Raw genomic sequence first — 26,146 nt, forward strand, 5'->3', positions numbered from 1 at the left:
CTCTCCGCAGCCCGGTCCGGCGCCGCGAGCCGATAGATTTTGCGGCCCGGACCGAAGGAGCCACCACCCGTGATCGTCATAGCCCACCTGAGCGACGTCCACCTCGACGGAGGCGGCCGGGCCGCGGAGCGCACCCGCGCCGTCATGGAATACCTGGAGGAGCTCCCGTACGCCCTCGACGCGGTGCTCGTCAGCGGGGACATCGCGGACCACGGGAGCGCGGAGGAGTACGAGGAGGCGCGCAAGGCCCTCGGCTCGCGGCACCCGCTGGTCGCCTGCCCCGGCAACCACGACGACCGCGCCGCCTTCCGGCGCGGCCTGCTGGGGGAGGAGCGCCCGTCAGGGGCCCCGGTCGACCAGGTGCTGCGCGGCGACGGCTTCGTGCTCGCGGTGTGCGATTCGTCGGTCCCCGGCGAACACCGCGGACACCTGGAGGACTCGACGATTTCCTGGCTCGACGGGGTGCTCGCCGGGACCCCGCGCGAGGTGCCGGTGCTGGTCGCCTTCCACCACCCGCCCGTCCCGCTGCACATCCCCTACGTGGACGGGATCAGGCAGTTCGGCGAGGAGCGGCTGGCGGCGCTCGTCGACCGGCACCCGCACCTGACCGCGTTCCTGTGCGGGCACGCCCACACGGGCGCGGCGACCACCTTCGCGGGCCGGCCGCTGCTCGTGGCGCCGGGCGTGGTGTCCACGACCCGGCTCCCGTGGGAGGCGGCGTCCGGCGCCAGCGAGTACATCCACCTCGACGAGCCGCCCGCCGTGGCCTTCCACGTCATCGGCGGGGACGGGCGCCTGACGACGCACTACAGGGTGGTCGTGGCCCGCCGGTAGCCGGCGCCGTCGCGGGTCCGGGTGAGGTGACCGGCGATGACCATGTACCGCCGCAGCGCCGCGCAGTCCTCGTGGACGGTGAGGAGGAGCCGGTTCACCTCGGGCTCGGTGTACTCGCGGTCCGCCGCGAAGAGGGTCTCGGCGAGGTGGACGAGCAACTGCTCGCGGCGGGCCGCCTTGCGCGGGATGGCCGCGAGGCGGCCGCCGGCGGTGAAGAGGTCGCCGACGCCTCGTTGTGCGTGCGGACGGGTTTCTACGGAGCTCTGTGACATGTCATGGAGCTTCACCCGCCCCGGCACCCCTCGGCAACGGATTTTCGCCCCGGAGGCCTTCCTGCGCGGCGGGCTCCAGGGCGCCCCGCCGCAATATGCCGCACCCCGCCGCAACATGCCTCAACGTGCCGCACTCCGGCAAAAAGTGACGGTCATTCATCTTACTGAGAAGTAGCACCTGCCAGTACCCTCCCCGTGACCGGTTCCTGCCCCCCACGGAGGAGCACGTATGCGACGCCCCACCACCCGCGTCAAAGCAGCCGCGGCCGCCGCGCTCATCGCCCTCGGCGCGGCCCTGCTGGCCCCGGCCGCATCGGCCGCGCCGGCCGCCGGGTCCGACACCCCGGTGCCGCTGCCCATCGCCGACTACTGCGGACAGCAGTGCGCCGACATCCTGCCGCCCGGCCAGAGCGGCAACGCCACCCTCGCCCAGATCCTCGCGCACAAGGCGTTCGGGACCATGCCCGCCCACGCCTCCGACCAACTGGCCCGCTACGACTCCCTGGTGGCCGGCTACCCCGGCCTCACCGACGCCAAGGTCAACGAGTTCTTCAACGATGCCTCCTTCGGCGTCCCGGGCAACCAGGTCGAGTCCACCACCAGCCCGCGCCCCGACGTCACCATCACCCGGGACAAGAAGACCGGGGTCCCCCACATCAAGGGAACCACCCGCTACGGGACTTCCTACGGCGCCGGTTACGCCGCCGGGCAGGACCGGCTCTGGCAGATGGACCTCTTCCGGCACGTCGGCCGCGGCGACCTCACCCCCTTCGCGGGCGGCGCCCTCGCCAATCAGGGCCTGGAGCAGCAGTTCTGGCCGCAGGCCCCGTACACCGAGGCGGACCTCCAGGCCCAGGTGGACCGGATCCGGACCACCGAGGGCGAGCGCGGGCGGCTCGCGATGGAGGACGCCCAGGCCTACATCGACGGCATCAACGCCTACCGCGTCCAGTCCAAGAACGGCCGCTACTTCCCCGGCGAGTACGTGCTGACCGGGCACATCAACTCGATCACCAACGCCGGTGAGATCCAGCCCTTCAAGCTCACCGACCTGATCGCCCTCGCCTCCGTCGTCGGCGGCCTGTTCGGCGGCGGCGGAGGCGGCGAGGTGCAGGCCGCGCTCTCCCTGCTGTCCGCGCAGCAGAAGTACGGCCTGGAGGAGGGCACCCGCGTCTGGGAATCCTTCCGCGAGCGCGAGGACCCGGAAGCCGTGCTCACCGTGCACGACGGCTCGAGCTTCCCCTACGCCCAGAAGCCCGCGAACCCGCAGGGCGCGGCCCTGCCCGACGCCGGCTCGGTCACCGCCGAACAGCTCGTGTACGACCGTACGGGCGCGGCCACGGCCGCCGCGGCGGCAAACCCGCCGAAGCTCATGAAGTCGAGCATGTCCAACGCCCTGCTCGTCTCCGGATCGAAGACCGCGAGCGGCCACCCGGTCGCCGTCTTCGGACCGCAGACCGGCTACCTCGCCCCCCAGCTCCTCATGCTCCAAGAGCTCCAGGGCCCCGGCATCAGCGCGCGCGGCGCCTCCTTCGCCGGCGTCAGCATGTACGTACAGCTCGGCCGCGGCCAGGACTACGCCTGGAGCGCCACCTCCGCCGGCCAGGACATCACCGACACCTTCGCCGTCGAACTGTGCGAGCCGGGCGGCGGCGCCCCCACCAAGGCGAGCACCTCCTACCTCTACCGGGGCACCTGCACGCCCATGGAGAAGCTGGAACACACCAACGCCTGGAAGTCCTCCGTCGCCGACTCCACGCCGAACGGCTCCTACCGGATGCAGGTCTGGCGCACGCACTACGGCATCGTCACGCACCGCGCGACCGTCGAGGGCAAGCCCGTGGCCTACACCGCGCTGCGCTCCACCTACCGCCACGAGGCCGACTCGATCATCGGCTTCCAGATGCTGAACGACCCCTCCTACGTGAAGGACTCCCGCACCTTCCAGGAGGCGGCCCGGCGCATTGGCTACGCCTTCAACTGGTTCTACGCCGACTCGCGCGAAGCGGCCTACTACAACAGCGGGTTGAACCCGGTCCGGCCGCCCGGCGTTGACGCCGCGCTCCCCGTACACGCGAAGCGGCAGTACGAGTGGCAGGGCTTCGACCCGGCCGCCAACACCGCCTCCTACACCCCGCCCGCCGAGCACCCGCAGTCCATCGGGCAGGACTACTACATCAGTTGGAACAACAAGCAGGCCAAGGACTACTCCGCGGCCGGCTTCGGGATGGGCTCCGTCCACCGCGGCGACCTCATCGACCAGCGGGTCAAGACGCTCGTCGCGGCGGGCGGCGTGACCCGGGCCAAGCTCACCCAGGCCATGGCGGACGCCGCCGTCACCGACCTGCGCGCCGAGAACCTGCTGCCCGAGCTGCTGGCCGTGCTGCGCAGCGCGCCCGCCACGGACCCGGCCGTGAGCGCCGCGATCGACAAGCTGTCCGCCTGGCAGGCGGCCGGCACCGAACGCAAGGAGGCCGCGCCCGGTTCGAAGGCGTACGCGCACGCGGACGCCGTCCGGATCATGGACGCCTGGTGGCCGCTGCTCGTCGAGGCCGAGTTCAAGCCCGGCCTCGGGGCCCCGCTGTACGACGCCCTGCGCGCCTCCCTGACCGTGGACGAGGCACCCAACGCGGGCCACGGGCCCACCGGTTCGCACGCCGGGTCGGCCTTCCAGTACGGCTGGTGGAGCTACGCCGACAAGGACCTGCGCACGGTGCTCGGCCGCCCGGTGGCCGGACCGCTGGCCCGGGCCTACTGCGGCGGCGGCTCGCTCGCCGGCTGCCGGGACGTCATGACGGCGACGCTGAAGCAGGCGGCCGCCGCCACGCCCGCCGCCGTCTATCCGGCGGACGGGACCTGCGCCGCGGGCAACCAGTGGTGCGCGGACGCGATCGTGCAGCGCCCGGTGGGCGGCCTGGCCCACCCGCAGATCAACTGGCAGAACCGGCCGACCTACCAGCAGGTGGTGGAGTTCCCCGCCCACCGTTGAGGCCCGTGCGCACGAAAGCCCGCCGGCCGCACGAAGGCCCGCCCGTCCCGGAACGCGAGCGCTCCGGGGCCGGCGGGCCTCTTCGTGCGGGGGTGCGTCAGGGGCCGACGGTGATCTGCTGTGCCGGGTTGGTGGTGTCGGTGACCTTGTACACGGCGTTGAAGGTGGACGAGGTCGCGCTGGTCGGGCAGCCGAACCCGCCGGTGACCGTGACCGGCACCGAGGCGTTGGTGAAGGTCAGGCTCGGCGGGGCGCCGTTCGTCCAGGTCCCGTTGACGTTCGCGGGGCCGGAGGGGGCCGCGGTGACCGTGCAGACCGCGAGCCCGGTGGTGTGCACGACGAGCCCGCCCGTGGGCACCTTCATGGTGGCGGTGATGGGGGAGCCGTTCTGCATCGACACCGTCCAGGCACCGCTGGTGGTGACCGTGGGGGTCACGCCCGGGATGCTGGAGGTGCAGGAACTGTAGGTGGGCGGCGAGATCGGGGAGGAGACCGGGCCCGCCGGGTTGTTGTTGCCGGGTGCGGCCGGCACCGTGCCGGTGGAGACGGAGACCGTACAAGTCACCGTCACCGAACCGGCCTTGAGGGTGGCCTTGCCACTGAGCGTGGCCTTGAACGCGTGCCCGGCCGGGGTGACGGTGGTCGACCCGGCCAGGGGTAACGGCGCGGCGGTGGCGGAGAGCGGGGCCAGGCAGAAGGCTCCGGCCGCGGTGGCCGCGGCGAGCGCGAGGGTGGTACGCGTACGGCTCATGGCTGTGCTCCTTGGGGATCGTGGTGCGTTGGGGGAGCGGGGACGGGTGCGGTCGTGGGGGTGACCGCGGGGGACCGCCGGTCGGCGTACGGCTGCCAGGCGAACATCAGGCCGCCGCCGAGGATGCCGAGCAGGGTGCCGATCAGGAACCCGCCGAGGTTCGAGAGGACCAGCGCGGCGGTGGCGATGAGAGTGGTGAGGACGCCGGCCAGAGCGCGCTGGGCCGGCGAGAACCAGGCGGTGAGGCCGAGCACGATCATGACGACGCCCATCAGGACGGACGGGATCCCCGCCACCCCCTGCTGGAGCATGATCTTCAGGGGGGCCAGCGGGAGGGCGCAGATCTCGGCCCCGGCGAGGATGGCGAAGAGCCCGCCCCAGAACGGTCGGCCGCGCCGCCACCGCCGCCAGCGGCTCAGAAGCATTCCTTCTTGCCCTTGGCGATGCTCATGTTCAGACCGGAGAGCTTGAAGGTGCCCGCGTTGGTGGCCCAGGCCGTCTGGTGGAGGTCGGTGATGCTGACCGTGTCGGCCTGCTGGGCGAACAGGTCCTGCATGCCCACCGCTTCGGCCGGTCCCTTGTCGAGGGTGGAGGCGTCCCGGCCGATCTCGATGTTGGTGAAGACCGCGTCGCCGGACAACTGGGTGGCGTCGACGAAGAGGTTGGTCGCCTCGACGGGGGTCTTCTGGCCGGCGGTGAGGTTGAGCGAGATGTCGCCGATGATCGGGAGGGTGGTGACCACCGACTGGCAGAGGCTGTTGAGCTTCGCTTCCCTGATGGCGGTGACGGCCACCGGGATGAGCTCTTCGCGGGCGTTGACGTCGACGCTGCCGTACTGCGCGAAGCCCTCGCCCTCCAGGCTCTTCGCCGACACCTTGAACTGCTGTCCCGACACCGCGAAGGAGGCGGCCAGCGCGCCCTGCGCGAGGGCGATGCCGAGTCCGGCGGTCACGGCCACGGCGGGGACGGTCAGGACGGCGAACCGGCGCCAGCGGACGCGGCCCGCGCCACCGGCTCTTGCGTCGGCGCCCTCGCCGGGCGGTCCGGGTAACTTCGGGGAATCTGCCATGAGATCGTCCCTTGTGATCGGCTGTGCACCGTTGTTACCGACGAGTTGAATGTAAGAGTGCCAATGGGGGTTGGCAAGGTTGCTCGAGCGCACCTTTTCGGCCGACTCCTACTGACCGGTTACGCCTCAGGAGACTCCGTGCGCAGCAGCTCGGCGACCTCGGCATCGACCCGCCGGGCCATCGCCCGGGCGAACTCGGCGGCCACGACCCCGCCGGCCAGCGGACGCAGCGCCGCCACCGCCTCCGTGATGTGCCGAAGCCGCGTGGCCGAAAGCTGTTCCAGCCCCTCCGGGCCGATCACGTGCTGCCGGAACAGCGCGACGAACCGGTCCGCGACCGCGGCCGCCTGCGCCTGTACGAAGTCACCCGCGTCCAGGACCTCGCCGAGCGGCACGCCCGCGCGCACCAGCGTCTCGGTCGCCTCCAGGAGGCGCCGACTGCGGTGGGTGACGAGGTCCCCGTCGATCGTCACGTAGCCCAACTCGGCCGCCCGCCGGGTGTCCTCGGGGGACGCCGTCGGGCCGAAGAGCTCGCGCAGCTCGGCCCGGGACATGGAGACCGACTCCTCCTGCTCCCAGTCGCGGGTCATCTCCCGCTCCAGGCCAAGCAGTTGGGATATCCCGCCGCCCTGCTCCCAGGCGGCCAGCAGTTCCGCGATGCCGTTGACGGTGTAGCCGCGCCCCAACAGGTCGCTGATCAGGCGCAGTCGGGTGAGGTGGTCGTCGGAGTACCAGGCGATCCGGCCCTCCCGGCGCGGCGGCGGCAGCAGCCCGCGCTCCTGGTAGTAGCGCAGGTTGCGCACCTTGACGCCGGCCGCGCGGGCCACGTCTTCCCGCCGGTAGCGCCCGCCGGAGGTCCTGTCCTGATCCACCTGACTGCTCACGCGGCCGAGTGTAGGACGAACAGGCGGACCTACCGGCGGGTTACCTGACGGGCGTACCGGCAGGTCACGCGGGGCGGGCGTACCGGCGGATCACGCGGGGCGGGGCTGCTCGCGCCGCTTGACCGCCCGCAGCACCACGAACTTCGGTTCGCTCGCGGCGACCTCGCTGTTGCCGAAGAGCCGGCGCAGGTGGGTGTGGTAGCCCATGTGGCGGTTGGCGACCACCCACAGCTCGCCGCCCGGCCGCAGCGCCTTGCGCGACTGCGCGAACATGCGCAGCGCCGTGGCGTCCGTCGTCGCCTGGTGGGAGTGGAAGGGCGGGTTGCACAGGATCAGGTCCACCGAGCCGGGCGGCAGCATCGCGACGCCGTCGCCGACGAGGAATTCGGCGCGGTCCAGCCTGCCCTTGACGTTCGCCCGGTACGTCGCCTCGGCCGAGGCCATCGCCTGGTACGACTCGTCCGTGAAGACGACCTCGGCGTCCGGGTCGGCCACCGCGACCGCCGTGCCGACGATGCCGTTGCCGCAGCCCAGGTCGACGACCCGGGCCCCGTCCGTGTTGGTCGGGATGTTCTGGAGGAAGAAGCGCGTGCCGACGTCCAGCCGGTCGGCGCAGAAGATCCCGGCGTGGTTGACGACGGTCAGCCCCGAGCCGGATCCGGCCTCCTGGTCCGCCGTGTACGTCACGGGCCACGGCCCGGCGGTCGTGGGGTGCGCGGCGCCGGGGTTCCCGGGCGTGCAGAAGATCAGCCGGGCCTTCTTCTCCGCCAGCGAGGTCTTGGTCGGCCCGAGGATCTTCTCGAAGAGGCGCAGCGTGGAGGTGTGGATCTCCTTCACCATGCCGGTGCCCACGACGACGGTCCCGGCGTGCACGTGCGGGGCCACCCGGTAGAGCTGGTCCTCCAGCAGCGCCAGGCTCTTGGGGATCCGTACCAGGAGCACGTCGATCCGCTCCGGCGGCGCGTCCTGCGTGGTCAGCAGCGTCACGGTGCTCTTGCTCGTCCCGATGCCGTTGCGGTCCAGGTTGGCCGCGGTGGCGGAACGGGTCAGGCAGGAGTCGGTGATCTGCGTGGGGTGGTGGGCGGCCAGCGCCGTCGTCAGCGCCCCCCACCGGTCCCCGATCACGGTGATCTGGCCGGCGGCGGCCAGATCCACCGGGCCGCGTTCGCCCGTACCGGATTCGAGGTGGCGCAGCAGGTACTCGTCGGCGGCGTCCCATGCGAAGAGCCGGTCGCGCGGGTCCTCGGGGAAGCGGGCGAGCTCGAAGGAGCCGAAGGGCGTGGTCAGACGGTTCATATTGCCCCCAGGCTAACCGAGGGACCGCCCCGGCCCCGCATGGGCGGGGCCGGGGAGCGGCGTACGGAGTGCCACCCCGTCATCCGCACGGGGCCGGACGGGGCCGCATGGGGCTGTACGACCCCCCACGGGGCGAGGAACCGCCGGGACGTCCCGGGACCTACTCGGGGAAATCCCCGGCCATCGCGGCGGCGATCCGCAGGTGCGGCGCCGCCTCCGCGGCCCGGCCCTGGCGCTCCAGGGTCCGGCCGAGCATCAGCTGCGCGTAGTCCTCCACGGGCCACCGCTCCAGGATGGCGCGCAGCTCGCGCTCGGCCCGCGAGAGCTGGGCGGAGTGGTAGTAGGCACGGGCCAGCAGCAGCCGGGGCGCCAGCAGCTCGGGCGCCTCTGCGGCCACGCCGTCCAGGACCAGGGCGGCGTTCGCGTACTCCTTGGCCTCGAAGAAGAGCAGGCCGCGGTCCCAGCGCTCGGCCGCGGTCCCGTGCTCCAGGTAGCCCTGCTGCGCGTTCATCGGTTCCCTTCCGCCGTTGAGGCTCTGTCGCTCTGTCCGCCCCTCCAACACGGGGATCCCGAGGAACATTCCACTGACCGCGGCGACCGCGCCGGGACTAAGTTGTGCCGTATGAGCAATCTCGATCGCCAGCCCGCTCTCTCCACCTGCGGCGGCCGCGGTTTCGTCGTGGCCGAGCCCGTACGCGAGCTCCTGAGCCCGCGCACCGTCAAGCTCGGTGGGTCCACCGAGGTACGCCGTCTCCTGCCGAACCTGGGTCGCCGGATGGTCGGCGCCTGGTGCTTCGTCGACCACTACGGCCCCGACGACATCGCCGACGAGCCCGGCATGGCGGTGGCCCCCCACCCCCACTCGGGTCTGCAGACCGTCAGCTGGCTCCACGAGGGCGAGGTGCTGCACCGCGACAGCGTCGGCAGCCTGGCGACGATCCGCCCGCGCGAGCTGGGCCTGATGACCTCCGGCCGCGGCATCAGCCACTCGGAGGAGAGCCCGCGCCCGCACGCCCGCTTCCTGCACGGCGCGCAGCTGTGGGTGGCGCTCCCCGACGCCCACCGCGACGTGGACCCGCACTTCCAGCACCACGCGGAGCTCCCGCAGGTCACCGCCCCGGGTCTGGCGGCGACCGTCATCCTGGGCACGCTGGACTCGGCGACCTCGCCGGGGTCCACGTACAGCCCGATCGTCGGAGCGGACCTGACGCTGGCGGCGGGCACGGAAACCCGGCTCCCGCTGGACCCGGACTTCGAGTACGCGGTCCTGTCGATGTCGGGCGAAGCCCACGTCGACGGCGTCCCGCTCCTCCCGGGCTCGATGCTCTACCTCGGCTGCGGCCGCCCGGACCTCCCCCTGCGCGCGAGCTCGGACGCGAGCCTGATGCTCCTGGGCGGCGAGCCGTTCGAGGAGGAGATCGTGATGTTCTGGAACTGGATCGGCCGGAGCCAGGCGGACATCGAGGAGTTCCGCGAGGCCTGGACGAACGGCACCCTCTACGGCGAGGTCAAGGGCTACGACGGCCCCCCGATCCCCGCGCCTGAACTCCCGCCAACTCGCTTGAAGCCTAGGGGGAGAACGCGCTGAACTGCGTCAATGTCATCGGGGGGTGGTCCGCAGGCGGCGGCTGCTAAGTCGTTCCGCTTCCAGAGGCCTCACGGAAGTCAGCGCGGACCCTGGAGGGATTTTTTGATCTTGAAGCGGAGTGGCATGTGGGTCAGGGTGTGGTCAGGCTTGGTCGGGCGTATGCTGACCCTTTGCTGACTCTACTGACGAGTAGTTAGATTTCTCGAGGGGGAGTCAGGGCGCGCCTCCCGGCAGGCGACCGGTCACGCCCTGCCCCCCCGGCCCTGGCCCCCCTTGGCTGCTGCGAGCTCCTCAGGCGGCCTCTCCCTCAAGGCCGCGGGTCGCTGCCCATCTCTCATGGAGGCCGGCGCGCGACGCTGTGGGCAGTCAACAAAGCGCGTTGTTGAAGCCGCGGAGGTTACGCCGACAGGCGTCCCATGATGAGCGAGTGTCCGCCGGCGGCCACTCCACGTACCAACCGCGGGGCGGGCGCTGTGTGGGGGCACGGCTGCGGCTATGGGGGGGCTCGACTTATCAGCTGTCTCACCTGCTCGTTGACCTAGCGAGGTCAAGCCCGACTCATGATCGTGTTACGAGCTCTCAAGCGTGCCCTTCGGCATCTCCGTCAGGTCGTCCATCGGGGTCCCCTCTCCGATCCCCCCGTGTACTGCGTAGCACCGAGTACCACTATGCGGTATCACGGAGTAGCCGGGTGAGAGAGGACCCCGTGCTGTCGGCCTTCCCGGCTCCTCAGGACGCGGTGCAGTTGACCCGCACCGGGGCCGCTGCGGCGTGGCGGTTGTCGGCGCCGTTGCCGCGGTTGTCGAGGACGACGGAGATCTTGTTGTCCGTGATCGAGAAGGTCCCGGCGGACACCCACTGGCCCAGCGAGGCGGGCTGGTTGATCGTGAAGGATCCGATCTCGTCGCCCGACTTCTGGGTGAACGAGCGGTAGACGGTGTAGTGGGCCGGGCTGCCGCCGACGTACGAGAGGTCGCGCACGTTCGGAACGAACACTTGGACCGAGCAGCGACCCTTCTGCACCTTGTCCGTCGTGAACTTCCACTGCGCCCAGATGCCGTCCGAGCGTGAACTGCCGGACATCGGGAGGCTGTAATAGAAGCCGCTGCAGCCATAGGACTTGGTGCTGTCCCAGCTCTTGCGCCAGCCCTCGTTGCCGTCGGTGTAGAAGTCGCCGGTGGCGAACCCGGGGGTCTCGCAGCCGGGGCCGATCAGGTGCGAGTACGTGACGGCCGAGGGCCGGTTCTCCGGGACGGCCGCGGGCGGGTTGCCGCCGGGCGAGCCCTTCGAAGGGACCTGTCCGGGGTTCTGGGACACCGGGGTGTCCGTACGGCTCTCCCCGGCCGGCGCCGCGTGGTTCGAGCCTCCCGGGGAGCTGCCCTCGCCCCCGCCGCCGGAGCCCTGGGGGCTGCCCGCAGGCTCGCCGGCCGTGGTTCCGGGGGCCGCGCCGGGCTGCTCGCCGCCGACCGCGGGGGGGCTCGGGACGGAGACCCGCTGCTCGCCGGGTACGAGCCCGGGGCCGGAGCCGTCGGGGTTCAGCGGGCTGCCGGCCGGAGTCTCGGAGGAAGCGGCGCGGGGCTTCTCGTCGGGGCCGGATATGAGGAACGGCAACCCGATGAGGACCAGCCCGCCGAGGACGGCCGCGGCGATCATCGGCTTGTTGGGCCGCCCCGGGGGCAGGAGGGCGGCGCGCGTGCCGGAGGTGCCCGAGCGGGTCGTCGTGGCGAGTCGGGTCTCGGCCGCCGACTCGGTCGCGGTACGGGCTTCGGCGTTGGTGGAGGTGGAGGTGGCGGTTTCCGTTGTGGCGGCCGCCGCCTCGGTGGTGGTCGGGACGGCGGCGGCCGAGGCGGGCTGCCGGGCCGCGGGCCGGGCCTGCGGTTCCGCTGCCTCCGGCTCCGTGGCCGCCTGCGGGGCAGGTTCCGCGGCCTCGGTGGCGGTGGCGGTCGCGGTCGCGGTCGAGGTGGCGGTGGCGGTCGCGGTGGAGGCGGCGGTCGCGGTGGCCGCGCCGCCCGCCTCCGTGGTGCGCGTCCCGGTCACGGCGCCTGCCTGCGGGCCGGCGGGGGCGGACCCGGTGACCGAGGGGGCGGCGGGGAACAGGCCCGTCGTCGGCTCCTCGGACAGGACGGCGAGCGCCGCCGCGCGACGCACCGGGGACCCCCCGGCGTTCTCACCTACCGGGTTGGACTCTCTGCTTGCCATGGCTGTGGGCCTTTCGGGGGTGGGAGGAGGAGCAAGGGTGCGGGAACGACGACGTCGCTCAAGGACTCGACTGGGCCCGGTGGAACGGGCCGGTGCACCGGTCCGGCCAGGGCGTCGCCCCGGCCGGGCCCGTACGGCGGGCGACGGCGTCCAGCCGTTCCACGACATCGGACGAGGGGGCCCGGAAGGGGCCGGTGCCGGTGGGCAGTTCGGCCAGCAGGATGCGGGCGGGCAGGGCGCCGGCCGCGTCGTGGCGGGCCAGGACGGTGAACGCCGCGCCGGTACCGAAGAGAGCCTGCGTCCCGTTCCCGTCACGGGAGAGCACCGAGGTGCGGCGGGCGGTCAGGGGCCGGATGGCGTAGCGGACGTGGGACGGCGGCGGCTGGGGCGCGTGCCGCGCGTCCAGGTGGACGACGTCCAGCGGAACGTCGCACTCCAGCAGCGCGCCCGGCACCAACTCGTCCGGGACGGACGACGGCGCCACGGCGCGTACGAGGGTGCCCCGCAGCGCGGGAAGGCGCCGCAGACCGGAGGCCAGGCAGGCGGCGTACGGGCGCAGCGCGCCGTCGCCGTCCTCGGGCAGGGCGCGGGCTCCGAACGGGTCGTCGGGGGAGGAGGAGAGGTAGAGGTGGACGGCGATCAGATCGGCCAGGGCCGCCTCCTCGCCGCTTCCGCGCAGGGCGGGCAGCCGGATGAGGGCCTGGCTGACGGGGCCGCTGTGCTTCTCCCAGACCCCGGAGGCCAGCTCCCGGAACGCGCGGCGGTCCGGCGGGGCGCGGCCGGGCCCGCGCCCGGGCGCGGGGCCTCGATACCGCGGGCTACGACGACGCGTACAACGGCATCGGGAACTCGGTGCTGTCGGTCCTGCGCCACCCCCAGTACGACCCCCCCGCCTGGCCGGTCTCCGCCGGCGCGTCCCTGGCGCGCCGCGCCTCGCAGCCGGCGCACCAGCCGCGGGCCGGGTGGGCTGCGTGGTGGCCTTGTCGGTGCGGTCCGGGGACCCGGTGCGCGCACCGGGCACGCCCGGGGCGGCGAAGGGCAGCTCGCTCAGGGCGAGTTCCGGGTCGGTTGCCAGCGTATGGAGCAGGGCCGCGTAGTCCCGTACGGCGGCCTCCGCCACGGTGTCGTCCAGCGTGTTGCCGTCGTACTGGACCAATGCGGCGGGCTGTGCGGCGTCGCTGAGCCCCAGGCCGTAGGACAGGGTGAACTTCGCGCCGTCCGTGGGTACGTCCACGTACTCGGCCGACGTACCCGGCACGCGGAGGACCGTCGGTTCGCCGAGGACGTCGGAGGTGACCTGGACCAGCGCGGTGCCGTCAGCGCCGCGTGCTCCCGCGCCGAGGCGTTCGAGGACCAGGTCGAAGGGGAGGTGCCTGCGGCCCTGGGCTTCGACGAGTGCGTCGCGTACCCGTCGCAGAAGGTCGGCGAGGGTCGGGTCGTCCGAGACGTCGACCCGTACGGGCAGGGTGTTGACGCACAGGCCGACCAGCCCGCGCATGGCCGTTCCGCCGCGGTGGGTGGCCGCCACGCCGATGACGAGGTCGTCGTCGCCGGTGAGGCGGTGCAGGGCGGCGAAGGCCGCGGTCAGCGACACCGCGAAGAGCGTGGCGTGCCGCTCTGCACCCAGCGCCCGCAGGGCGCCGGGCACGGTGGGCGCGAGGGGCACGGTGCACACGGCCGCGGGCCGGGCGCCGGTGTGCGGCGCGGCCGCCGCCGGCAGGGGCAGGCGCGGTGGGGCGGCGTCGGCCAACAGGGCGGTCCAGCGGTCCAGTTCAGCCGTGAATCCGGAGAGGCCCTCGTGCTCGTGGCGCGCGTGGTCGGCGTACTGCGGCGGTGCGGCGAGCTCGTGCCGGCCCGCCGCGTCGGTGGCCGCCGCGTAGAAGACGGCGAGTTCGGCGGCCACGGTCTCCAGCGAGGCGCCGTCCACCGCGATGTGATGGAACGTCAGGAGCAGCGTGTGGTCCTGCGGGCCGTGGCGCAGGACGAGCGCCCGTACGGCGTCGCCGGCCGCGAGGTCGAACGGCCGGGCCGACTCCCGCCGCAGCAGCCCCGGGGCGTGCGTCACGTCGGTGTCGATGACGGGTACGGGGACCTCATCCGGTGCCGGGAGCACCTCCTGCAGGGGCTCGCCCTCGCACTCCGTGTAGCGGGTGCGGAGGATGCCGTGCCGGGCCACCAGTGAGGTGACGGCGGTGGCGAACGCGGCCACGTCGAACGGACCGCGCACGCGCGTGGCGAACGGTACGTGGTACGAGTCGCCCGCGCCGCCGAGCCGCTCCATCAGCCACATGCGGCGCTGGGCGCGGGAGAGGGGGGCGCTCGCGGCCCGCGGGTCGGTACCGGATCGGGCGGTGCCGCGTGCTGCGTGATCGTCCTCACGGGAGGCCGCGCCGGTGCCGGTACGGGGCTTCGCGCGCCCGGCGGCTCTGGTGCGGGCCAGGCGCAGCAGTTCCACCTGCCGTTCCTGTTGGCGGTCGCGTGCCGCGGAGTCGGCGTCAGTGGGCATCGCTGTGCTCCGGAAGGTCGAGGTGGAGGTCGCCGTGGGCGGCCAGGAGGGCACGTTCGACCAGCGCGGCCTGCGCGGCGACGGTCGGGGCGGCGAAGAACTCGGCGAGGGAGATTTCCACGCCGAGTTCCTCGCGGAGGTTCTCGGTGGCGGCGAGGGCGAGCAGGGAATGGCCGCCGAGGGCGAAGAACTCGATGTCGGCGCTGGTGACTTCGAGTTCCAGGGCCTGGCTCCACACATCGGCGACGGCCTGCTCCAGCGGTGTCATCTCCGCTGCCGGCACGTCGGTGGGCCGGTTGTCGGCCGCGTGCGGGCGACCGGTGAGCGCCCGCCGGTCGACCTTGCCGGCCGGGGTGAGGGGAAGCCGCCCCAGCAGGGTGATCGCGTCGGGCACCAGGTGGGCGGGCAGGGCAGCGGTGAGACGCTCGCGCAGCGCTCCGCCGGAGGGCACCGGGCCGGGCGCGGCGACGACGAACGCGACGAGGCGCGCCTGGGGGGTGCCGGCGCCGTCGACGGTCACGGCGGCGTCGTCGACGTCCGGCTGCTCGCGCAGGACGTGTTCGACTTCGGCGGGCTCGATGCGGAAGCCGCGGACCTTCACCTGGTCGTCGTTGCGGCCGTGGAACCGGAGGATGCCGTCGGGCCTGAGGGAGACGACGTCGCCCGTACGGTAGAGCCGGCCGGCGGCGGGATGCTCGACGAAGCGCTCGGCGGTGAGTTCGGGCCGGCCCGTGTACCCGAGGGCGAGCCTGCTGCCGCCGATCCACAGTTCGCCCCGGTCGCCGTCGGCCACCGGGCGGCCCTCGGAGTCCAGGACGTGCGCCGTGGCCCCGGAGATGGGCCTGCCGATCGGTATCGGCCCCTCCAGGTCCTGCTCGGTGACCCGGTGGGCGGTGGCGAAGGTGGTCGTCTCGGTCGGTCCGTAGCCGTTGACGAGCTCCAGCCAGGGGAAGGCGGTGAGCACCTCGCGGGCAGGTGCGGTGGCCATCGCCTCGCCGCCGACGAGGACCGAGCGGAGCTGGGTGAAGACGCGGGAGCGGCGCGCGGCGAGCTGGTGGAAGAGGGCGGTGGTGAAGAACGCCACCGTCACGCCGTACCGCTCGACGTGCCGGGCCAGGTCCTCCAGGGAGGGCCGCTGCTCGGTGCAGACGACGACCGCCGCGCCGTTGGCGAGCGCGACCCAGACTTCGAAGGTCGAGGCGTCGAAGGTCATGGGCGAGTGGAACAGGACGCGGTCGCGGCCGGTGAGGGTGACGTAGTCGGGTGCGGTGACCAGCTCGGCAATGGCACGGTGCGGCACGGCGACGCCCTTGGGGCGGCCGGTGGAGCCGGAGGTGAACATGATGAACGCCGGGCTGTCCGGGTCGGAGTCGTCGACCGGCGAGCCGCTCATGAGCGGCTCCTCGGGCAGGGCGAGTACGGGCCCGGGGAGCGTGACCGCGTCCAGCAGCTTGCCGTCGCCGACGGTGAGCGTCACGTCCGCGTCGGCGATCATCGCCTCGGTGCGCGGCCGGGGCTGGGCGGGGTCGAGCGGCACGCACACGGCTCCGGCCAGCCACAGCCCGAGCTGCGCCACGACCGTGCGGGCCGACCGTGTCGTCATCAGCGCGACCCGGTCGCCGCGGGACACCCCGTGGTCGCGCAGGTACGCCGCGAGGGCGTGGCCGGCCTCGAGGAGACCGGCGTAGGTGAGGGTGGTGTCGCCGTCCACGACGGCGAGTGCGTTCGGGGTGAGTGCGGCGTTCCGGGCAAGGAGCGCCGACAGGGTGGTCGCCCGCACCGGCGGCGGTACGGGTGCACCGGTCACCGGGTCGATGGGCTGCGGGGTGGTGGGCTGCGGGGTGGTGGGTGTCATGTCAGGCTCCTTCCGGTCGCGGGGTGCGGCGCTGGTGGACGACGGCGGCGAAGGCGCGCAGGTCGGCGCTGCGCAGCAGCTCGTGGGCGCGCGGGCGTACTCCGGTCTCGCGTTCGACGGCCGCCATCAGCCGTGCGGCGACGACGGAGGTGCCGCCGGCGTCGGTGAAGTTGTCGCCGGGGCCGGTGTCGGGCCGGCCGAGGAGGTCGCGCACGGTCGTCAGCACGAACCGCTCGGTGCCGGTGGCGTCGGCGAGGTCGTTCGGGGCGGCGGTCCGGGGCGTCACGGGGTCCGGGGTCCGGGCCGTCAGGGCGGCCCGGTCCACCTTGCCGTTGGCGTCGAGCGGGTAGCCGTCGACGATCCGTACGGCGCTGGGGACGGCCTGCTCGGGCAGCCAGGCACGGACCGCGGCGAGGAGGTCCCCGGCCGCGGGTTCGGCGCCGTCGACGGGCCGTACGTGCGCGACGAGGCGGCCGTGGCCGGAGCTGTCGCGCAGCACGGTGACGACGGCACTGCGTACCCGGTGGTCCTGCTCGAAGGCGGCTTCCACCTCGGCCGGTTCGATCCGCACCCCGCTGATCTTCACCTGGTCGTCCAGGCGGCCGAGGAAGTCCAGGCCGCCGTCGGCGTTCATCCGTACCCGGTCGCCCGTGCGGTAGAGGCGGTCGACCGCGGGCAGCTCCGGCTCTTGTGGAGGCGCGGCGAACCGGCGTGCGGTCAGTTCGGGGTCAAGGTATCCGAGCGCCAGGCAGTGGCCGCCGATGCGCAGTTCGCCGTCCTGCCCGCGGGCGACGGGCCGGCCCTCGTCGTCCGTGACGACGAGGGTGACGCCCGGCAGCGCGGTGCCGATGGGTGGCGGGGTCGGGTCACCGGCCTCCGGGTCCGTGCCGCGCATGGTGTGGGTGGTGGTGACGACGGTGGCTTCCGCGGGGCCGTAGGCGTTGTGGACGGTGGCGGTGACGTCGGGGCCGGGCCGTCGGCGCATGCGGTCGCCGCCGACGACGAGGTGGCGCAGGTTGAGGTCCTGCGGCCACGGCCGGTCCAGGAGCGGTTCGACGGTGGGAGTGGCCGCCACCACGTGGGTGAGGGCGGTGTCACGCCACCAGTCGGTGAGCACGTCCGAGTCCCAGCGGGTGTCGTCCGGGGCCGGGACGAGGGCGGCACCGGAGGTCAGTGCGGCCCAGAGCTCCAGCAGATGCGGGTCGAACGCGACGCCGATGAGCAGGGACTGGCGGTCACCCGGCGCCAGGCCGGTCTCGGCCCGGTACCAGTCGAGGGCGACGGAGAGCGAGGACTCGGCCACGGCGACCGCCTTGGGGCGGCCGGTGGAGCCGGAGGTGAGGACGGCGTACAGGGCGCCCTCGGGCGCGCGCCGGGTTCCGCGGACGGAGTCGGCGAAGGCCGCCACCGCGGCGGCGGGGGCGTTGACGCCATCGGTGGGCAGCAGCAGCGGCAGCGGGGCGTGCTTCCCGCCGCGGTGTTCCTCGGGCAGGACAGCGGGGTCGCCGATGAGGCAGGCGACGTCGAGGTCCTCGGTGACGGCCTGGATGCGGCGTTCGCCGGGGCGGGGGCCGAGCGGCAGGTAGACGGCGCCGATCCGGGCGAGGGCGACGGCGGTCACCACCAGGGCCGTGGACCGGTCGAGGCAGACGCCGACCAGGTCGCCGGGCCGTACGCGGTCGCCCAGATCGGCGGCGACCAGCTCGGCCGCCGCGTCGAGGTCCTGGTACGTCCAGATCTCGGTGCGGTCGATCACTGCCGGGGCCCGCGGGGTGCGCCGGGCCCAGTCCTCGAAGCGGGCGAGCACACTGGTCGGTTCGGCGGCCGGGCCATGGGCGACGCTCAGCGCGGTGCCGAGGCCGGTGCCGGTGCCGAGGCCGGTGTTGCGGCCCGTGCCGAGGCCGGTGTGGAGAGGCTTGGCGGGGACGACGGGCGCGGTCGGGGACTGGGTCATCACGACTCCGTGGAAGGGGCGGTGGTGGCGAGGGCTTCGGCCTGGTCGGCGAGCACGGGGTTGCGGAAGAGCACCCTCAGCGGCGGGCGCGTGCCCAGCCGGGGCTCCAGCCAGGCGGCCAGCTCGGCGGCCAGCAGGGGATGGCCCCCGCTGTGGAAGAAGTGGGAGCGGGCGTCGAAGCGGCTGTGGCCGAGGACCTGACGCCAGCCTTCGGTGAGCAGAGCCGTCATCGGATCGTCGGACACGGCGGACGCGTCGGACCCGGCGGACCCGGCGGACACGTCGGACCCGGCGGTGGCCTCGGGCCCGGCCTCGCGATCGCCTCCGGGCTCGTACGTCGCCGTGTCGTCGGGGTCGAGCGCCGCCGCTCGGCGGGCCAGGGCCGTACGGTCGGGCTTGCCACCGGCGAGGGTCGGCATGGTGTCCAGCCGTGCCCACCGGGCGGGCACGAGGGGGCCGGGCAGGCGGCGGCTCAACTCGGCGTGCAGCGTCTTGTCGTCGAAGTCCGCGCCGCTCGCGCCGTTCGCGCCGTTCGCGCCCTCGGCGCCCTCGGCGCCGACTTCGAGGAAGCCGACGAGCCTGGGCCCGCCGGGACCCTCCCGGTCCAGTACGACGGCGCATGACCGGCCGCCGAGCACCGCGGACGCCGCCGCCTCGATCTCCTCCAGCTCGATGCGGTGACCCCGGAGCTTGATCTGGTTGTCGCGCCGCCCGAGGAAGTACAGCAGGCCGTCCAGACCGCGGTAGCCGAGGTCGCCGGTGAGGTAGACGCGCTGCCCGTCGAGTGCGTCGACGGTGACGAACCGGGCGGCCGTAGCCTCCGCGTTGCCCGCGTAGCCGTCGGCGAGGCCGGGACCGGCGACGGCGAGTTCCCCGACGGCGCCGGTGGGCAGCGGGCGGTGGTGGGCGTCCAGGACGTGGATCCGCTCGCCCGGAAGCTCGGTGCCCAGGGGGATCTCGGCGCCCTCGGCGAGGGCCTCCCGGGAGACCTCGTGGACGGTCGAGCTGATGGCCGCCTCCGTGACGCCGTACACGTTGAGCACGGTCGCGTCGGTGTCGGTGAGGACTCCGCTCAGTGCCTGGGCGGGAAGGCGCTCGCCGCCGAGGACCAGGAGCCTCGGTGCCCAGCTCTCGTCGCGCAGCGCGGGACGCAGGTCCTCGCGGGTGGCGAGGAAGTAGCTGGTGGGCAGGTTGGCGACGGTCACCCGGGCTGACGCCAGCAGTTCGGCGAGCTCCGCGCCCGTGGGCACCTCGTACTCGGGCAGGACCAGGCACGCACCGGCGTACAGGGTCGGCAGCACCTCCTCGAGCGCCACGTCGAAGGACGGCTGGGCGAACATCAGGACCCGGTCCGAGGTGGTGAGGCCGAACCGGTCGGCGGCCGCCGTCAGATGGTGCGCCAGCGCCTCGTGGCCGACGGCGACCGGCTTCGGCAGCCCGGTGGAGCCGGAGGTGTGGATGACGTACGCGGTGCCGGGAAGCTCCGCGGCCCCGTGCGCGGCGGGCAGTACCGGGGCGTCGATCCGGGCGGTCGGCAGTCCTTCCGGCAGGGCCGGGGTGCCGTCACCGGTGAGGACCAGTGCGGGGGCGAGCCGCTCCAGGAGCACTCCGAGCCGGGCCGGCGGATCGGACGGGGACAGCGGGCAGTAGACGGCGCCGGTCCGCAGGCATGCGAGCAGGGCGACGACGGAGTCGGTCCCCCTGGGCAGGACCACGGCCACCGGCCGGCCGGGCTTCACACCGGCATCGCGCAGTCGCTCGGCGAGGGAGCCGACGCGGTCGTCGAGTTCGCCGTAGGTGAGCCGGCGCGCGCCGCACAGCAGGGCGGGCAGCGACGGGTGGTGCGCGGGTACGGGGTCCAGCGGATCGCGGTCGGCCGGGACGGGCACGGGCTCGGCGGCCGGCTCCACGGCGGTCGGTGCCAGGTCGGCCAGCGCGGTCTCGGGGCTGTCGAGGTAGGCGCGCAGCAGGTCCAGGAAGCGGCCGGAGAGCAGCCGGGCGACGTCTTCGCCGAAGAGGTCCGCGTCGTAGTCCCAGACCAGGGTCATGCCGGGCGAGCCGTGGCGCGGGGTGACGCCGCGCCGGTCGTCCGGGAGCAGCACCACGTCGAGGTCGAAGCGGGTGGTGCCGGTGTTGAAGCCCTCGAAGAGGGTGATGTCGAGACCGGGTACGTCGATCTCGGGCAGCGGTGCGTCGTGGGCGCTGAACATGACGGAGAAGAGCGGGTTGTCGGCGCCGGAGGTGTGCATGCCGAGCGCCCGGGTCAGCTCCTGGACCGGCACGTCCTGGTGCGGCAGGGCCCGGATGAGGGTGTCGGTGACCTCGTCCATGGTGTCCTGGGCGGGGGCGGCGGCGTCCAGGGCGAGCGGCAGCGGGATGGTGTTGACGAACATGCCCACGGCGTCCTCGTAGCCGAGGGGGCGGTTGCCGACGGCGGTGCCGATGACCATCCGGGACCGGCCGCTGTGCCGGCGCAGGAGTTCGGCGAACAGGCCGAGAAGCGTGGCGAACGGGGTGAGACCGCGGGAACGGGTGTGCGTGCGCAGGCGCTCGGCTAGGTCGGCGCCGATCGTCTGGCGCAGCTGTCCGCCGTGGTGCCGGCGGCGGGCACCGGGGCGGGCGAGGCCGGGCAGCGGCAGGTCGTGGGGCTGGTCGCGCAGTTCGGCTCGCCAGAAGTCGAGCGATTCGGGCGTGTACGCGGCCTCGGCCTGGGCCCGGACGTGGTCCGCGTACGAGGACGCGGGCGGGAGCTCCAGGGTCTCGCCGAGGACGTGGGCGCGGTAGACGCGGAAGACGTCGTCGAGCAGGATCGCGAAGGAGTGCCCGTCGTGGATCAGGTGGTGCTCGACGTGGACGAGCCGGTGATGGTTCTCGGCCAGCCGCACGAGCGTCCAGCGGATCAGCGGTGCCTCGAAGGTGTCGAGCGGTGTCTCGGCCTCGGTGCGCAGGAGATCGCCGAAAGCCGCCTCGGGGTCCCCTCCGGTGCTGAGGTCGATCGTGCGCAGCCTCGGCGGACACTGCGCCGCGACCCGCTGCCCGGGTACGGACGGCCCGGTGGGGGCGACGAGTTCGAGCCGCAGACCGGGGTGGCGGGCCAGGGTGGCGGCGAGGCCCCGGCGCAGTGCGTCGGTGTCGAGCGTGCCCCACAGGTCCAGTGAGGCGGTGAAGTTGTAGGCGCGACTGCCGGGCTGCATCTGCTCGTGCAGCCAGACGATCTCCTGCGAGGAGGAGAGGGGAAGCATGGGCGATCCCTGAGGTTGTCGGGTCGGTCTCCGGTGCCGGTCACGGTTGTGCCCGGTGGTCGTGCGGGCGGATTTCGCGGGTCGCGCGGGGCCGCTTTCGGCATGGGTCGATGCCGTGGGGGGAGCTTGGAGTGCGCGCCGCGGCGTGGGAGGTGGTGCCGGGCGGTGTGGGGTGTGCGTGGGTGCTGGTGCCGGTACCGGGTGTGGGTGGGTGCCGGTACGCGGGCTTCCGGGCGGCGGGGCCGTCAGTCCGAGGGGCGCGCCGAGGGACGCGCCGAGGCGCGCAGCGCGTGGGTGAGCGCGTCGAAGGCCCGGTGCGCGGTGTCGTCGTCGATCACCTCGCGGTTCCACCCCATCCGCAGGCGGATCTCCGCTCCCTGGGTGACCGAGACGGCGAAGGGGCCGCGGACGGGTCTGCCGTCGACGTGGACCTCTCGTCCCTCGACACCGGCCAGTTCGAGGGGCGGGCGGCGGCTGTCGTCGTCCACGGTGAGCAGTCCGTCGAGGCCTCCGCTCCAGGGCGAGCCGGCGGCCCGTACGGCGGTCGCGACCGCGTCGAACGGGACGTCGGCCCGATCGAGGTCGTCCCACCACGCGTCGGCAGTCGCCTCCGCGTCAGGTCCGTGGCCGGTGTCGGCCGGGAAGACGAGGGTGTTGAGGAAGCACCCGACGACCGGCTCCGCTCCCGTGGGACGGCCGCCCCACGGGTAGCCGAGCGGGACCACGTTGTCCGGGCCGTACAACTCGCGGGCCGCGGACCGGCAGGCGTCGAGCAGCCCGGGGAAGGGCAGGCCGCCGCCGTGCGCGGGAAGCCGGGCCTGTGCGAAACCGCCGGGTAAGGCGCCGTCGGGCACGCGTGCCGGACGCGGTGGCGGGGCGTGAACGCGCAGCGCGCGCAGCCGGTCCGCCCAGTACTCGGCCGCTTCGGGTGTCTCCGCCCGTTCCTCGGCGGCGAGTTGGCGCAGAACCGTGTCCCGGTAGGCGTCGAGTTCGGCTTCCGTCTCCGCGGGCGCGGGCGCGGGGCTGAGGTCGGTGGCCTCCTCGGTGTACGCGGCGCCGAGTTCCTCGACGATCCGCGTCAGCGAGCGGCCGTCGCAGACGGCGTGGTCCAGGACGATGGCGAGGATGTCCTCGTCGAGGTCTTCGTCGCGGTCCGCCTCGCGGTCTTCGTCGCGTACGAGGAAGAGCCGCAGGGCGGGACCCCCCGCATCCCAGGAGGCCAGCGCGCGACGGAGGGTGTCGGCGGGCCGCTCCCCCGGCACGGGGGCCGGCCGGGTCACGCTGACGTCCGGTTCGGCGACGCGCAGGACGGGAGTGCCGCGGACGACGACGGGCCGCGAGCGCAGGGCGGTGTGCCGTGCGGCGAGCCTGCCGGCTGCTGCGCGCAGGCGTTCGGGGTCGACGGTTCCGCGCGGGAAGGCGAAGAACATCGGCACCAGGTCGGGGCGTCCCGACGGGTCCAGCGAGCGCACCAGGACGAAGCGGCGCTGTGCTCCGGTGACCGGCAGCAGGGTGTCGGACCGGTCGTCGGCGGTGAGACGCCGGTAGCGGGCCAGGTACTGACTCGTGATGCTGAGCACGTGGTCCTCTCTGTCGTAGTCAGCCGATGGGTGCGGGGGCCGGGCGTTCGCCGTCATCGGCGGAGGTCTTCTCCCGCGGTGTCTCCTCGGCGGCGCCGGCGAGGACGTCGTCCTCGGGACCGGGCAGGTCCCGCATCCGGCGCAGCGGGGAGAGCAGCAGCGGCAGCGGTACGGCGAGGATGCCGACGGCGCACCAGGCGAGTGCCGTACGCGACCCGTAGGACTGGGCGAGGGCGCCGCCGAGGAGCGCGCCGAGCGGCAAGGTTCCCCACATCAGGAAGCGCAGGGTGGCGTTCATCCGCCCGAGCAGGCGCGGGGGGCAAAGCCCTTGGCGGAAGCTGACCTGGGCGATGTTGTAGACGACGGCGCCGAAGGAGACGACCGCCGATCCGGCGGCGAAGAGGGCCGCCCCGGGGAGGCCGGGCCCGGACAGGGGCCACAGCAGGGCGAACGGGCCGGTCACCAGGACGGACAGGAAGATCACCCGGGCCTGCCCCAGCCGGGCGGCGAGGCGCCCGGCGCACAGGGCGCCCAGGAGCCCGCCCACGGCCGATGCGGACAGCACCAGCCCGAGCCCGCCGGGCTTCAGTCCGACGACACGGACGAGATGCACGGTCTGGGTCGCCATGAGGACGGCGGTACAGAAATTGGCCAGGCCGGTGGTGAGGGCGATGACGCGGAGCAGCGGATGGCCGAAGACGAAGCGGACACCTTCGCCGATCTCCTTGCGCAGGGAGCGCCCGGGGGCGGGGTCGGACTCCGGTCCTTCCTCGGGCTGTTTGATGCGGAGCAGGAACAGGGCGGAAAGTACGTAGCCGAGTGCGTCGGCGATGACGGCGAAGTGCGCTCCGACGAGCTGGACCAGTCCGCCGCCGACACCGGGGCCGGTCACCTGGGCGGTGGAACGGACCGTCTCCAGGGCGCCGTTGCCGGCCACGAGTTGGTCGCGGGGCAGGATCTGCGGAAGGTAGCTCTGGTGGGCGACGTCGAAGAACACGGTCGCCACGCCGGTCACGAGCGCGACGGCGTAGAGCTGGGCCATGGTCAGGACGTGGGCGAGCGCGGCAACGGGGATGCTCGCCATGGCGACCGCGCGCACCAGGTCCGCGCGGATCATCAGGGTCCGCTTGCGCATGCGGTCGGTGAGTGCCCCGGCGGGCAGCCCGACGACCAAGAAGGCGGCAGTCTCCGCGGCGGTCAGGAGACCCACCTGGAAGGCAGGGGCCTCAAGTTCGAGGACGGCCACGAGGGGCAGCGCCACCAGCGTCACCTGGGCACCGAGCTGTCCGGTGGCGGCTCCCGCGAGCAGCATCCGGAAGTCACGCAAACGCATAGGGCCACGGGTGGCGGCTCGGGATGTTTCGGACATGTGAACGACAGTCGCGGACCCGTCGATCCGAAGTCAAAGCAACCCCGTCAGTTTCGGACTTCTTTTTCGGCACGATGGAGGCACCTCCGCAAATCTTTCGGGCTACCCAGGGTTCGACCACGTGAATTCCTGTTGATCATGCAGTCAGCCAGGGGCGGGTGGGGCAAGGGAGAGCAAGGGAGGACAGGGGCGCACGGACGGGCTGAGCAGCGCCTCGCCATGCTGAGGTTTCGATTCGATCCTGACCGAAAAAGCCCATCCGTGATCATGCCCCTACGGAATCACCCATTCCGTCCGCTACGAACGCCGCGCGGTGCCGGGCCAGTTGACACACGCCAGACCTGACGAGTCGCCCGCCACCAGGGAAACCTCCGGCCGGCGGGTGGGGATAGGACCGGGTGGCTTTGACGGCGCCTTCCGACTCCACCCGGAAGGCGAGTTCTGACTCCGCCCCTGCCCGCGGGAGCAGGCTGACTGATGGGTTCTTCTCGGCAAGCCGGTTCAGCCACGCGTGGCGGGAGGGGATCGATCCGCGCTGCCGGAGCTACGCGGGCCGTCCACGTGCATCCGGCGGATTGCTCTGACCAGCCGACAGCCCTGCCCGTGCAGAGCGGCAGGCGGTGGTTTTCAGCGGTCCCCTGGGGCGATCGCCTTGGCAGCGGGGTTCTGCCAGGTGACGCTACCGCTGATATTCACGCTGCCTTCGAGGTCAGCCGGAAGGTCGGCCTCGATGACACCCTCCTGGGCGGCGCCGGCATCCAGGGCGGGAAAGGTGCACCGGATGGTCTTGGCATCCTGCGCCGGGACCTCGCACCCCGGGGACACACGGGTGACGACCACCGTCGGGGTGATCTTGCTCGTGAACACCACCCGGGAGACGCTGCGGCCGGTGTTGTTCATCACCGTCCAACTCCAAGTGACGTGGTCGCCTTCGTCGCTGATGTCGGGGGCCGAGTACTCAAAGAGCCCTCACCAGCGACGCCGCGCCGCCCAGGAAACCCGCCATCCGGGGCGCCACTGACGGCCCGGCCCTCGCCCCGCGCGGCTGACGGGACAGCGCATGCGCTGCGAATGCCGGGCGGGGCCCCCGCCGCGACCCTGGCGGCCAGGACCGCGCCCCAGGATGGAGTCAGAACCCGCCTTCCGGGTGGAGTCACAAGTGACCGCCAAAGCCAGACCGGGCGGTTCGCGAAGTCCCGCCGTGACGCTTCTCAAAGAGCAGTGGTTGGACGTAGCAGACGAGGTGGAACGTGGAGAAGCGTGGGTCACAGAGGGTGCGGTGGAACGCCCTGACGTCCGTGGCGAACTCCTGTGCCGCGGCGGACGTGCCGCGATACTTCTGGAGAGACGTACAGGCACGCTTTCTCTCACTTGGAGTCGCCGATGGCCGTTCGACGTGTCGTGCCCAATATCCAGTCGGAGGCCGTGGAGGAGAGCCGGGAGTTCTACGGCCTGCTGGGCTTCGAGGAGGTCATGAACCACGGCTGGATCATGACGCTCGCCTCCCCGACCAGCCCGGCAGCGCAAATCAGCGTGGTGACCAGCGACAAGACCGCGCCCGTCACCCCCGACATGAGCATCGAGGTGGACGACGTGGATGCGGCCTACGCGGTCATGCGGGACAGCGGTGCGGAGATCATTCACCCCTTGCAGGACGAGGAATGGGGCGTGCGGCGGTTCTTCGTCCGCGACCCCAGCGGACGGGTGGTCAACGTGCTGGGCCACCGCTGAAGTCCAGCGGGCTCGGGCACTGTCGGC

The 26,146-nt window shown here is 73.0% G+C and carries 19 protein-coding genes; 4 read left to right on the plus strand and 15 right to left on the minus strand.

Annotated elements, in window-relative coordinates; translation table 11 throughout:
• Window positions 1-69 precede the first annotated feature (69 nt).
• Complete coding sequence (locus DRB96_RS12560) at window positions 70-834, plus strand: phosphodiesterase (RefSeq protein ID WP_112448533.1); 765 nt, start codon at window positions 70-72, stop codon at window positions 832-834.
• On the opposite strand, the gene DRB96_RS12565 is transcribed toward DRB96_RS12560, so the two are convergent.
• Entirely contained in the window at window positions 807-1,106 is a 300-nt protein-coding gene (locus DRB96_RS12565) for a DUF2087 domain-containing protein (protein WP_112453371.1), read from the minus strand. The two genes, DRB96_RS12560 and DRB96_RS12565, sit on opposite strands and share 28 nt — an antisense overlap.
• 229 nt (window positions 1,107-1,335) lie before the next feature.
• Here DRB96_RS12565 and DRB96_RS12570 point away from each other — a divergent pair, with 229 nt between their 5' ends.
• Entirely contained in the window at window positions 1,336-4,095 is a 2,760-nt protein-coding gene (locus DRB96_RS12570; RefSeq protein ID WP_112448534.1) for a penicillin acylase family protein, read from the plus strand.
• 97 nt (window positions 4,096-4,192) lie between these two features.
• On the opposite strand, the gene DRB96_RS12575 is transcribed toward DRB96_RS12570, so the two are convergent.
• From DRB96_RS12575 to DRB96_RS12600, 6 genes are all read right to left on the minus strand, one after another.
• On the minus strand, window positions 4,193-4,846 hold the full coding sequence (locus tag DRB96_RS12575; protein ID WP_112448535.1) for a hypothetical protein: 654 nt from the start codon (window positions 4,844-4,846) through the stop codon (window positions 4,193-4,195).
• A complete protein-coding gene (locus tag DRB96_RS12580) occupies window positions 4,843-5,271 on the minus strand; it encodes a DUF6114 domain-containing protein (RefSeq protein WP_239516114.1) in 429 nt (142 codons plus the stop codon). The genes DRB96_RS12575 and DRB96_RS12580 overlap by 4 nt, the downstream gene beginning before the upstream one ends.
• Complete coding sequence (locus DRB96_RS12585; RefSeq protein ID WP_239516115.1) at window positions 5,262-5,915, minus strand: DUF6230 family protein; 654 nt, start codon at window positions 5,913-5,915, stop codon at window positions 5,262-5,264. Before DRB96_RS12585 ends, DRB96_RS12580 begins: the two co-directional genes overlap by 10 nt.
• Before the next feature lie 119 nt (window positions 5,916-6,034).
• Window positions 6,035-6,799, minus strand: coding sequence for a MerR family transcriptional regulator (locus tag DRB96_RS12590; RefSeq protein ID WP_239516116.1), 765 nt, complete (start codon window positions 6,797-6,799; stop codon window positions 6,035-6,037).
• Between the two features lie 90 nt (window positions 6,800-6,889).
• Window positions 6,890-8,095, minus strand: a complete 1,206-nt coding sequence (locus DRB96_RS12595) for a methyltransferase (RefSeq protein ID WP_204357703.1) — start codon at window positions 8,093-8,095, stop codon at window positions 6,890-6,892.
• 160 nt (window positions 8,096-8,255) lie between these two features.
• On the minus strand, window positions 8,256-8,606 hold the full coding sequence (locus tag DRB96_RS12600) for a tetratricopeptide repeat protein (RefSeq protein WP_112448536.1): 351 nt from the start codon (window positions 8,604-8,606) through the stop codon (window positions 8,256-8,258).
• Between the two features lie 111 nt (window positions 8,607-8,717).
• Here DRB96_RS12600 and DRB96_RS12605 point away from each other — a divergent pair, with 111 nt between their 5' ends.
• Entirely contained in the window at window positions 8,718-9,683 is a 966-nt protein-coding gene (locus DRB96_RS12605; RefSeq protein WP_112448537.1) for a pirin family protein, read from the plus strand.
• Between the two features lie 729 nt (window positions 9,684-10,412).
• Here DRB96_RS12605 and DRB96_RS12610 read toward each other — a convergent pair.
• The 8 genes from DRB96_RS12610 to DRB96_RS12645 all read right to left on the minus strand — a co-directional run bounded on the left by DRB96_RS12610 (window position 10,413) and on the right by DRB96_RS12645 (window position 25,291).
• Entirely contained in the window at window positions 10,413-11,882 is a 1,470-nt protein-coding gene (locus DRB96_RS12610) for a hypothetical protein (RefSeq protein WP_112448538.1), read from the minus strand.
• A gap of 58 nt (window positions 11,883-11,940) precedes the next feature.
• Complete coding sequence (locus DRB96_RS44515) at window positions 11,941-14,388, minus strand: condensation domain-containing protein (protein ID WP_239517723.1); 2,448 nt, start codon at window positions 14,386-14,388, stop codon at window positions 11,941-11,943.
• Window positions 14,378-16,243, minus strand: a complete 1,866-nt coding sequence (locus tag DRB96_RS12620; protein ID WP_112448539.1) for a non-ribosomal peptide synthetase — start codon at window positions 16,241-16,243, stop codon at window positions 14,378-14,380. Before DRB96_RS12620 ends, DRB96_RS44515 begins: the two co-directional genes overlap by 11 nt.
• Window position 16,244: 1 nt before the next feature.
• Window positions 16,245-18,197, minus strand: coding sequence for a non-ribosomal peptide synthetase (locus tag DRB96_RS12625; RefSeq protein ID WP_112448540.1), 1,953 nt, complete (start codon window positions 18,195-18,197; stop codon window positions 16,245-16,247).
• Window positions 18,197-21,439 carry a non-ribosomal peptide synthetase gene (locus DRB96_RS12630; protein ID WP_112448541.1) on the minus strand — a complete coding sequence of 1,081 codons (3,243 nt, stop codon included), beginning with the start codon at window positions 21,437-21,439 and terminating at the stop codon, window positions 18,197-18,199. The genes DRB96_RS12625 and DRB96_RS12630 overlap by 1 nt, the downstream gene beginning before the upstream one ends.
• A 245-nt stretch (window positions 21,440-21,684) precedes the next feature.
• Window positions 21,685-23,019, minus strand: a complete 1,335-nt coding sequence (locus DRB96_RS12635; RefSeq protein ID WP_112453375.1) for a non-ribosomal peptide synthetase — start codon at window positions 23,017-23,019, stop codon at window positions 21,685-21,687.
• Between the two features lie 19 nt (window positions 23,020-23,038).
• A complete protein-coding gene (locus DRB96_RS12640; protein ID WP_239516357.1) occupies window positions 23,039-24,352 on the minus strand; it encodes an MFS transporter in 1,314 nt (437 codons plus the stop codon).
• A gap of 663 nt (window positions 24,353-25,015) precedes the next feature.
• Window positions 25,016-25,291: a hypothetical protein gene (locus tag DRB96_RS12645; protein WP_162688744.1), complete on the minus strand. Its 276-nt coding sequence runs from the start codon at window positions 25,289-25,291 to the stop codon at window positions 25,016-25,018.
• A 480-nt stretch (window positions 25,292-25,771) separates the two neighbouring features.
• Between DRB96_RS12645 and DRB96_RS12650 the strand changes: the two genes are divergently transcribed.
• On the plus strand, window positions 25,772-26,119 hold the full coding sequence (locus DRB96_RS12650) for a VOC family protein (protein ID WP_112453376.1): 348 nt from the start codon (window positions 25,772-25,774) through the stop codon (window positions 26,117-26,119).
• The last annotated feature ends 27 nt before the right edge of the window (window positions 26,120-26,146 follow it).

The sequence above is a fragment of the Streptomyces sp. ICC1 genome (assembly GCF_003287935.1).
Taxonomy (GTDB): domain Bacteria; phylum Actinomycetota; class Actinomycetes; order Streptomycetales; family Streptomycetaceae; genus Streptomyces; species Streptomyces tritrimontium.

Bases quoted from the DNA above. Each gene is read 5' to 3' on its own strand.
- DRB96_RS12565 (WP_112453371.1), bottom strand. From the start codon at position 1,106: ATGTCACAGAGCTCCGTAGAAACCCGTCCGCACGCACAACGAGGCGTC.
- DRB96_RS12570 (WP_112448534.1), top strand. From the start codon at position 1,336: ATGCGACGCCCCACCACCCGCGTCAAAGCAGCCGCGGCCGCCGCGCTC.
- DRB96_RS12575 (WP_112448535.1), bottom strand. From the start codon at position 4,846: ATGAGCCGTACGCGTACCACCCTCGCGCTCGCCGCGGCCACCGCGGCC.
- DRB96_RS12580 (WP_239516114.1), bottom strand. From the start codon at position 5,271: ATGCTTCTGAGCCGCTGGCGGCGGTGGCGGCGCGGCCGACCGTTCTGG.
- DRB96_RS12585 (WP_239516115.1), bottom strand. From the start codon at position 5,915: ATGGCAGATTCCCCGAAGTTACCCGGACCGCCCGGCGAGGGCGCCGAC.
- DRB96_RS12595 (WP_204357703.1), bottom strand. From the start codon at position 8,095: ATGAACCGTCTGACCACGCCCTTCGGCTCCTTCGAGCTCGCCCGCTTC.
- DRB96_RS12600 (WP_112448536.1), bottom strand. From the start codon at position 8,606: ATGAACGCGCAGCAGGGCTACCTGGAGCACGGGACCGCGGCCGAGCGC.
- DRB96_RS12605 (WP_112448537.1), top strand. From the start codon at position 8,718: ATGAGCAATCTCGATCGCCAGCCCGCTCTCTCCACCTGCGGCGGCCGC.
- DRB96_RS12610 (WP_112448538.1), bottom strand. From the start codon at position 11,882: ATGGCAAGCAGAGAGTCCAACCCGGTAGGTGAGAACGCCGGGGGGTCC.
- DRB96_RS44515 (WP_239517723.1), bottom strand. From the start codon at position 14,388: ATGCCCACTGACGCCGACTCCGCGGCACGCGACCGCCAACAGGAACGG.
- DRB96_RS12620 (WP_112448539.1), bottom strand. From the start codon at position 16,243: ATGACACCCACCACCCCGCAGCCCACCACCCCGCAGCCCATCGACCCG.
- DRB96_RS12625 (WP_112448540.1), bottom strand. From the start codon at position 18,197: ATGACCCAGTCCCCGACCGCGCCCGTCGTCCCCGCCAAGCCTCTCCAC.
- DRB96_RS12630 (WP_112448541.1), bottom strand. From the start codon at position 21,439: ATGCTTCCCCTCTCCTCCTCGCAGGAGATCGTCTGGCTGCACGAGCAG.
- DRB96_RS12640 (WP_239516357.1), bottom strand. From the start codon at position 24,352: ATGCGTTTGCGTGACTTCCGGATGCTGCTCGCGGGAGCCGCCACCGGA.
- DRB96_RS12650 (WP_112453376.1), top strand. From the start codon at position 25,772: ATGGCCGTTCGACGTGTCGTGCCCAATATCCAGTCGGAGGCCGTGGAG.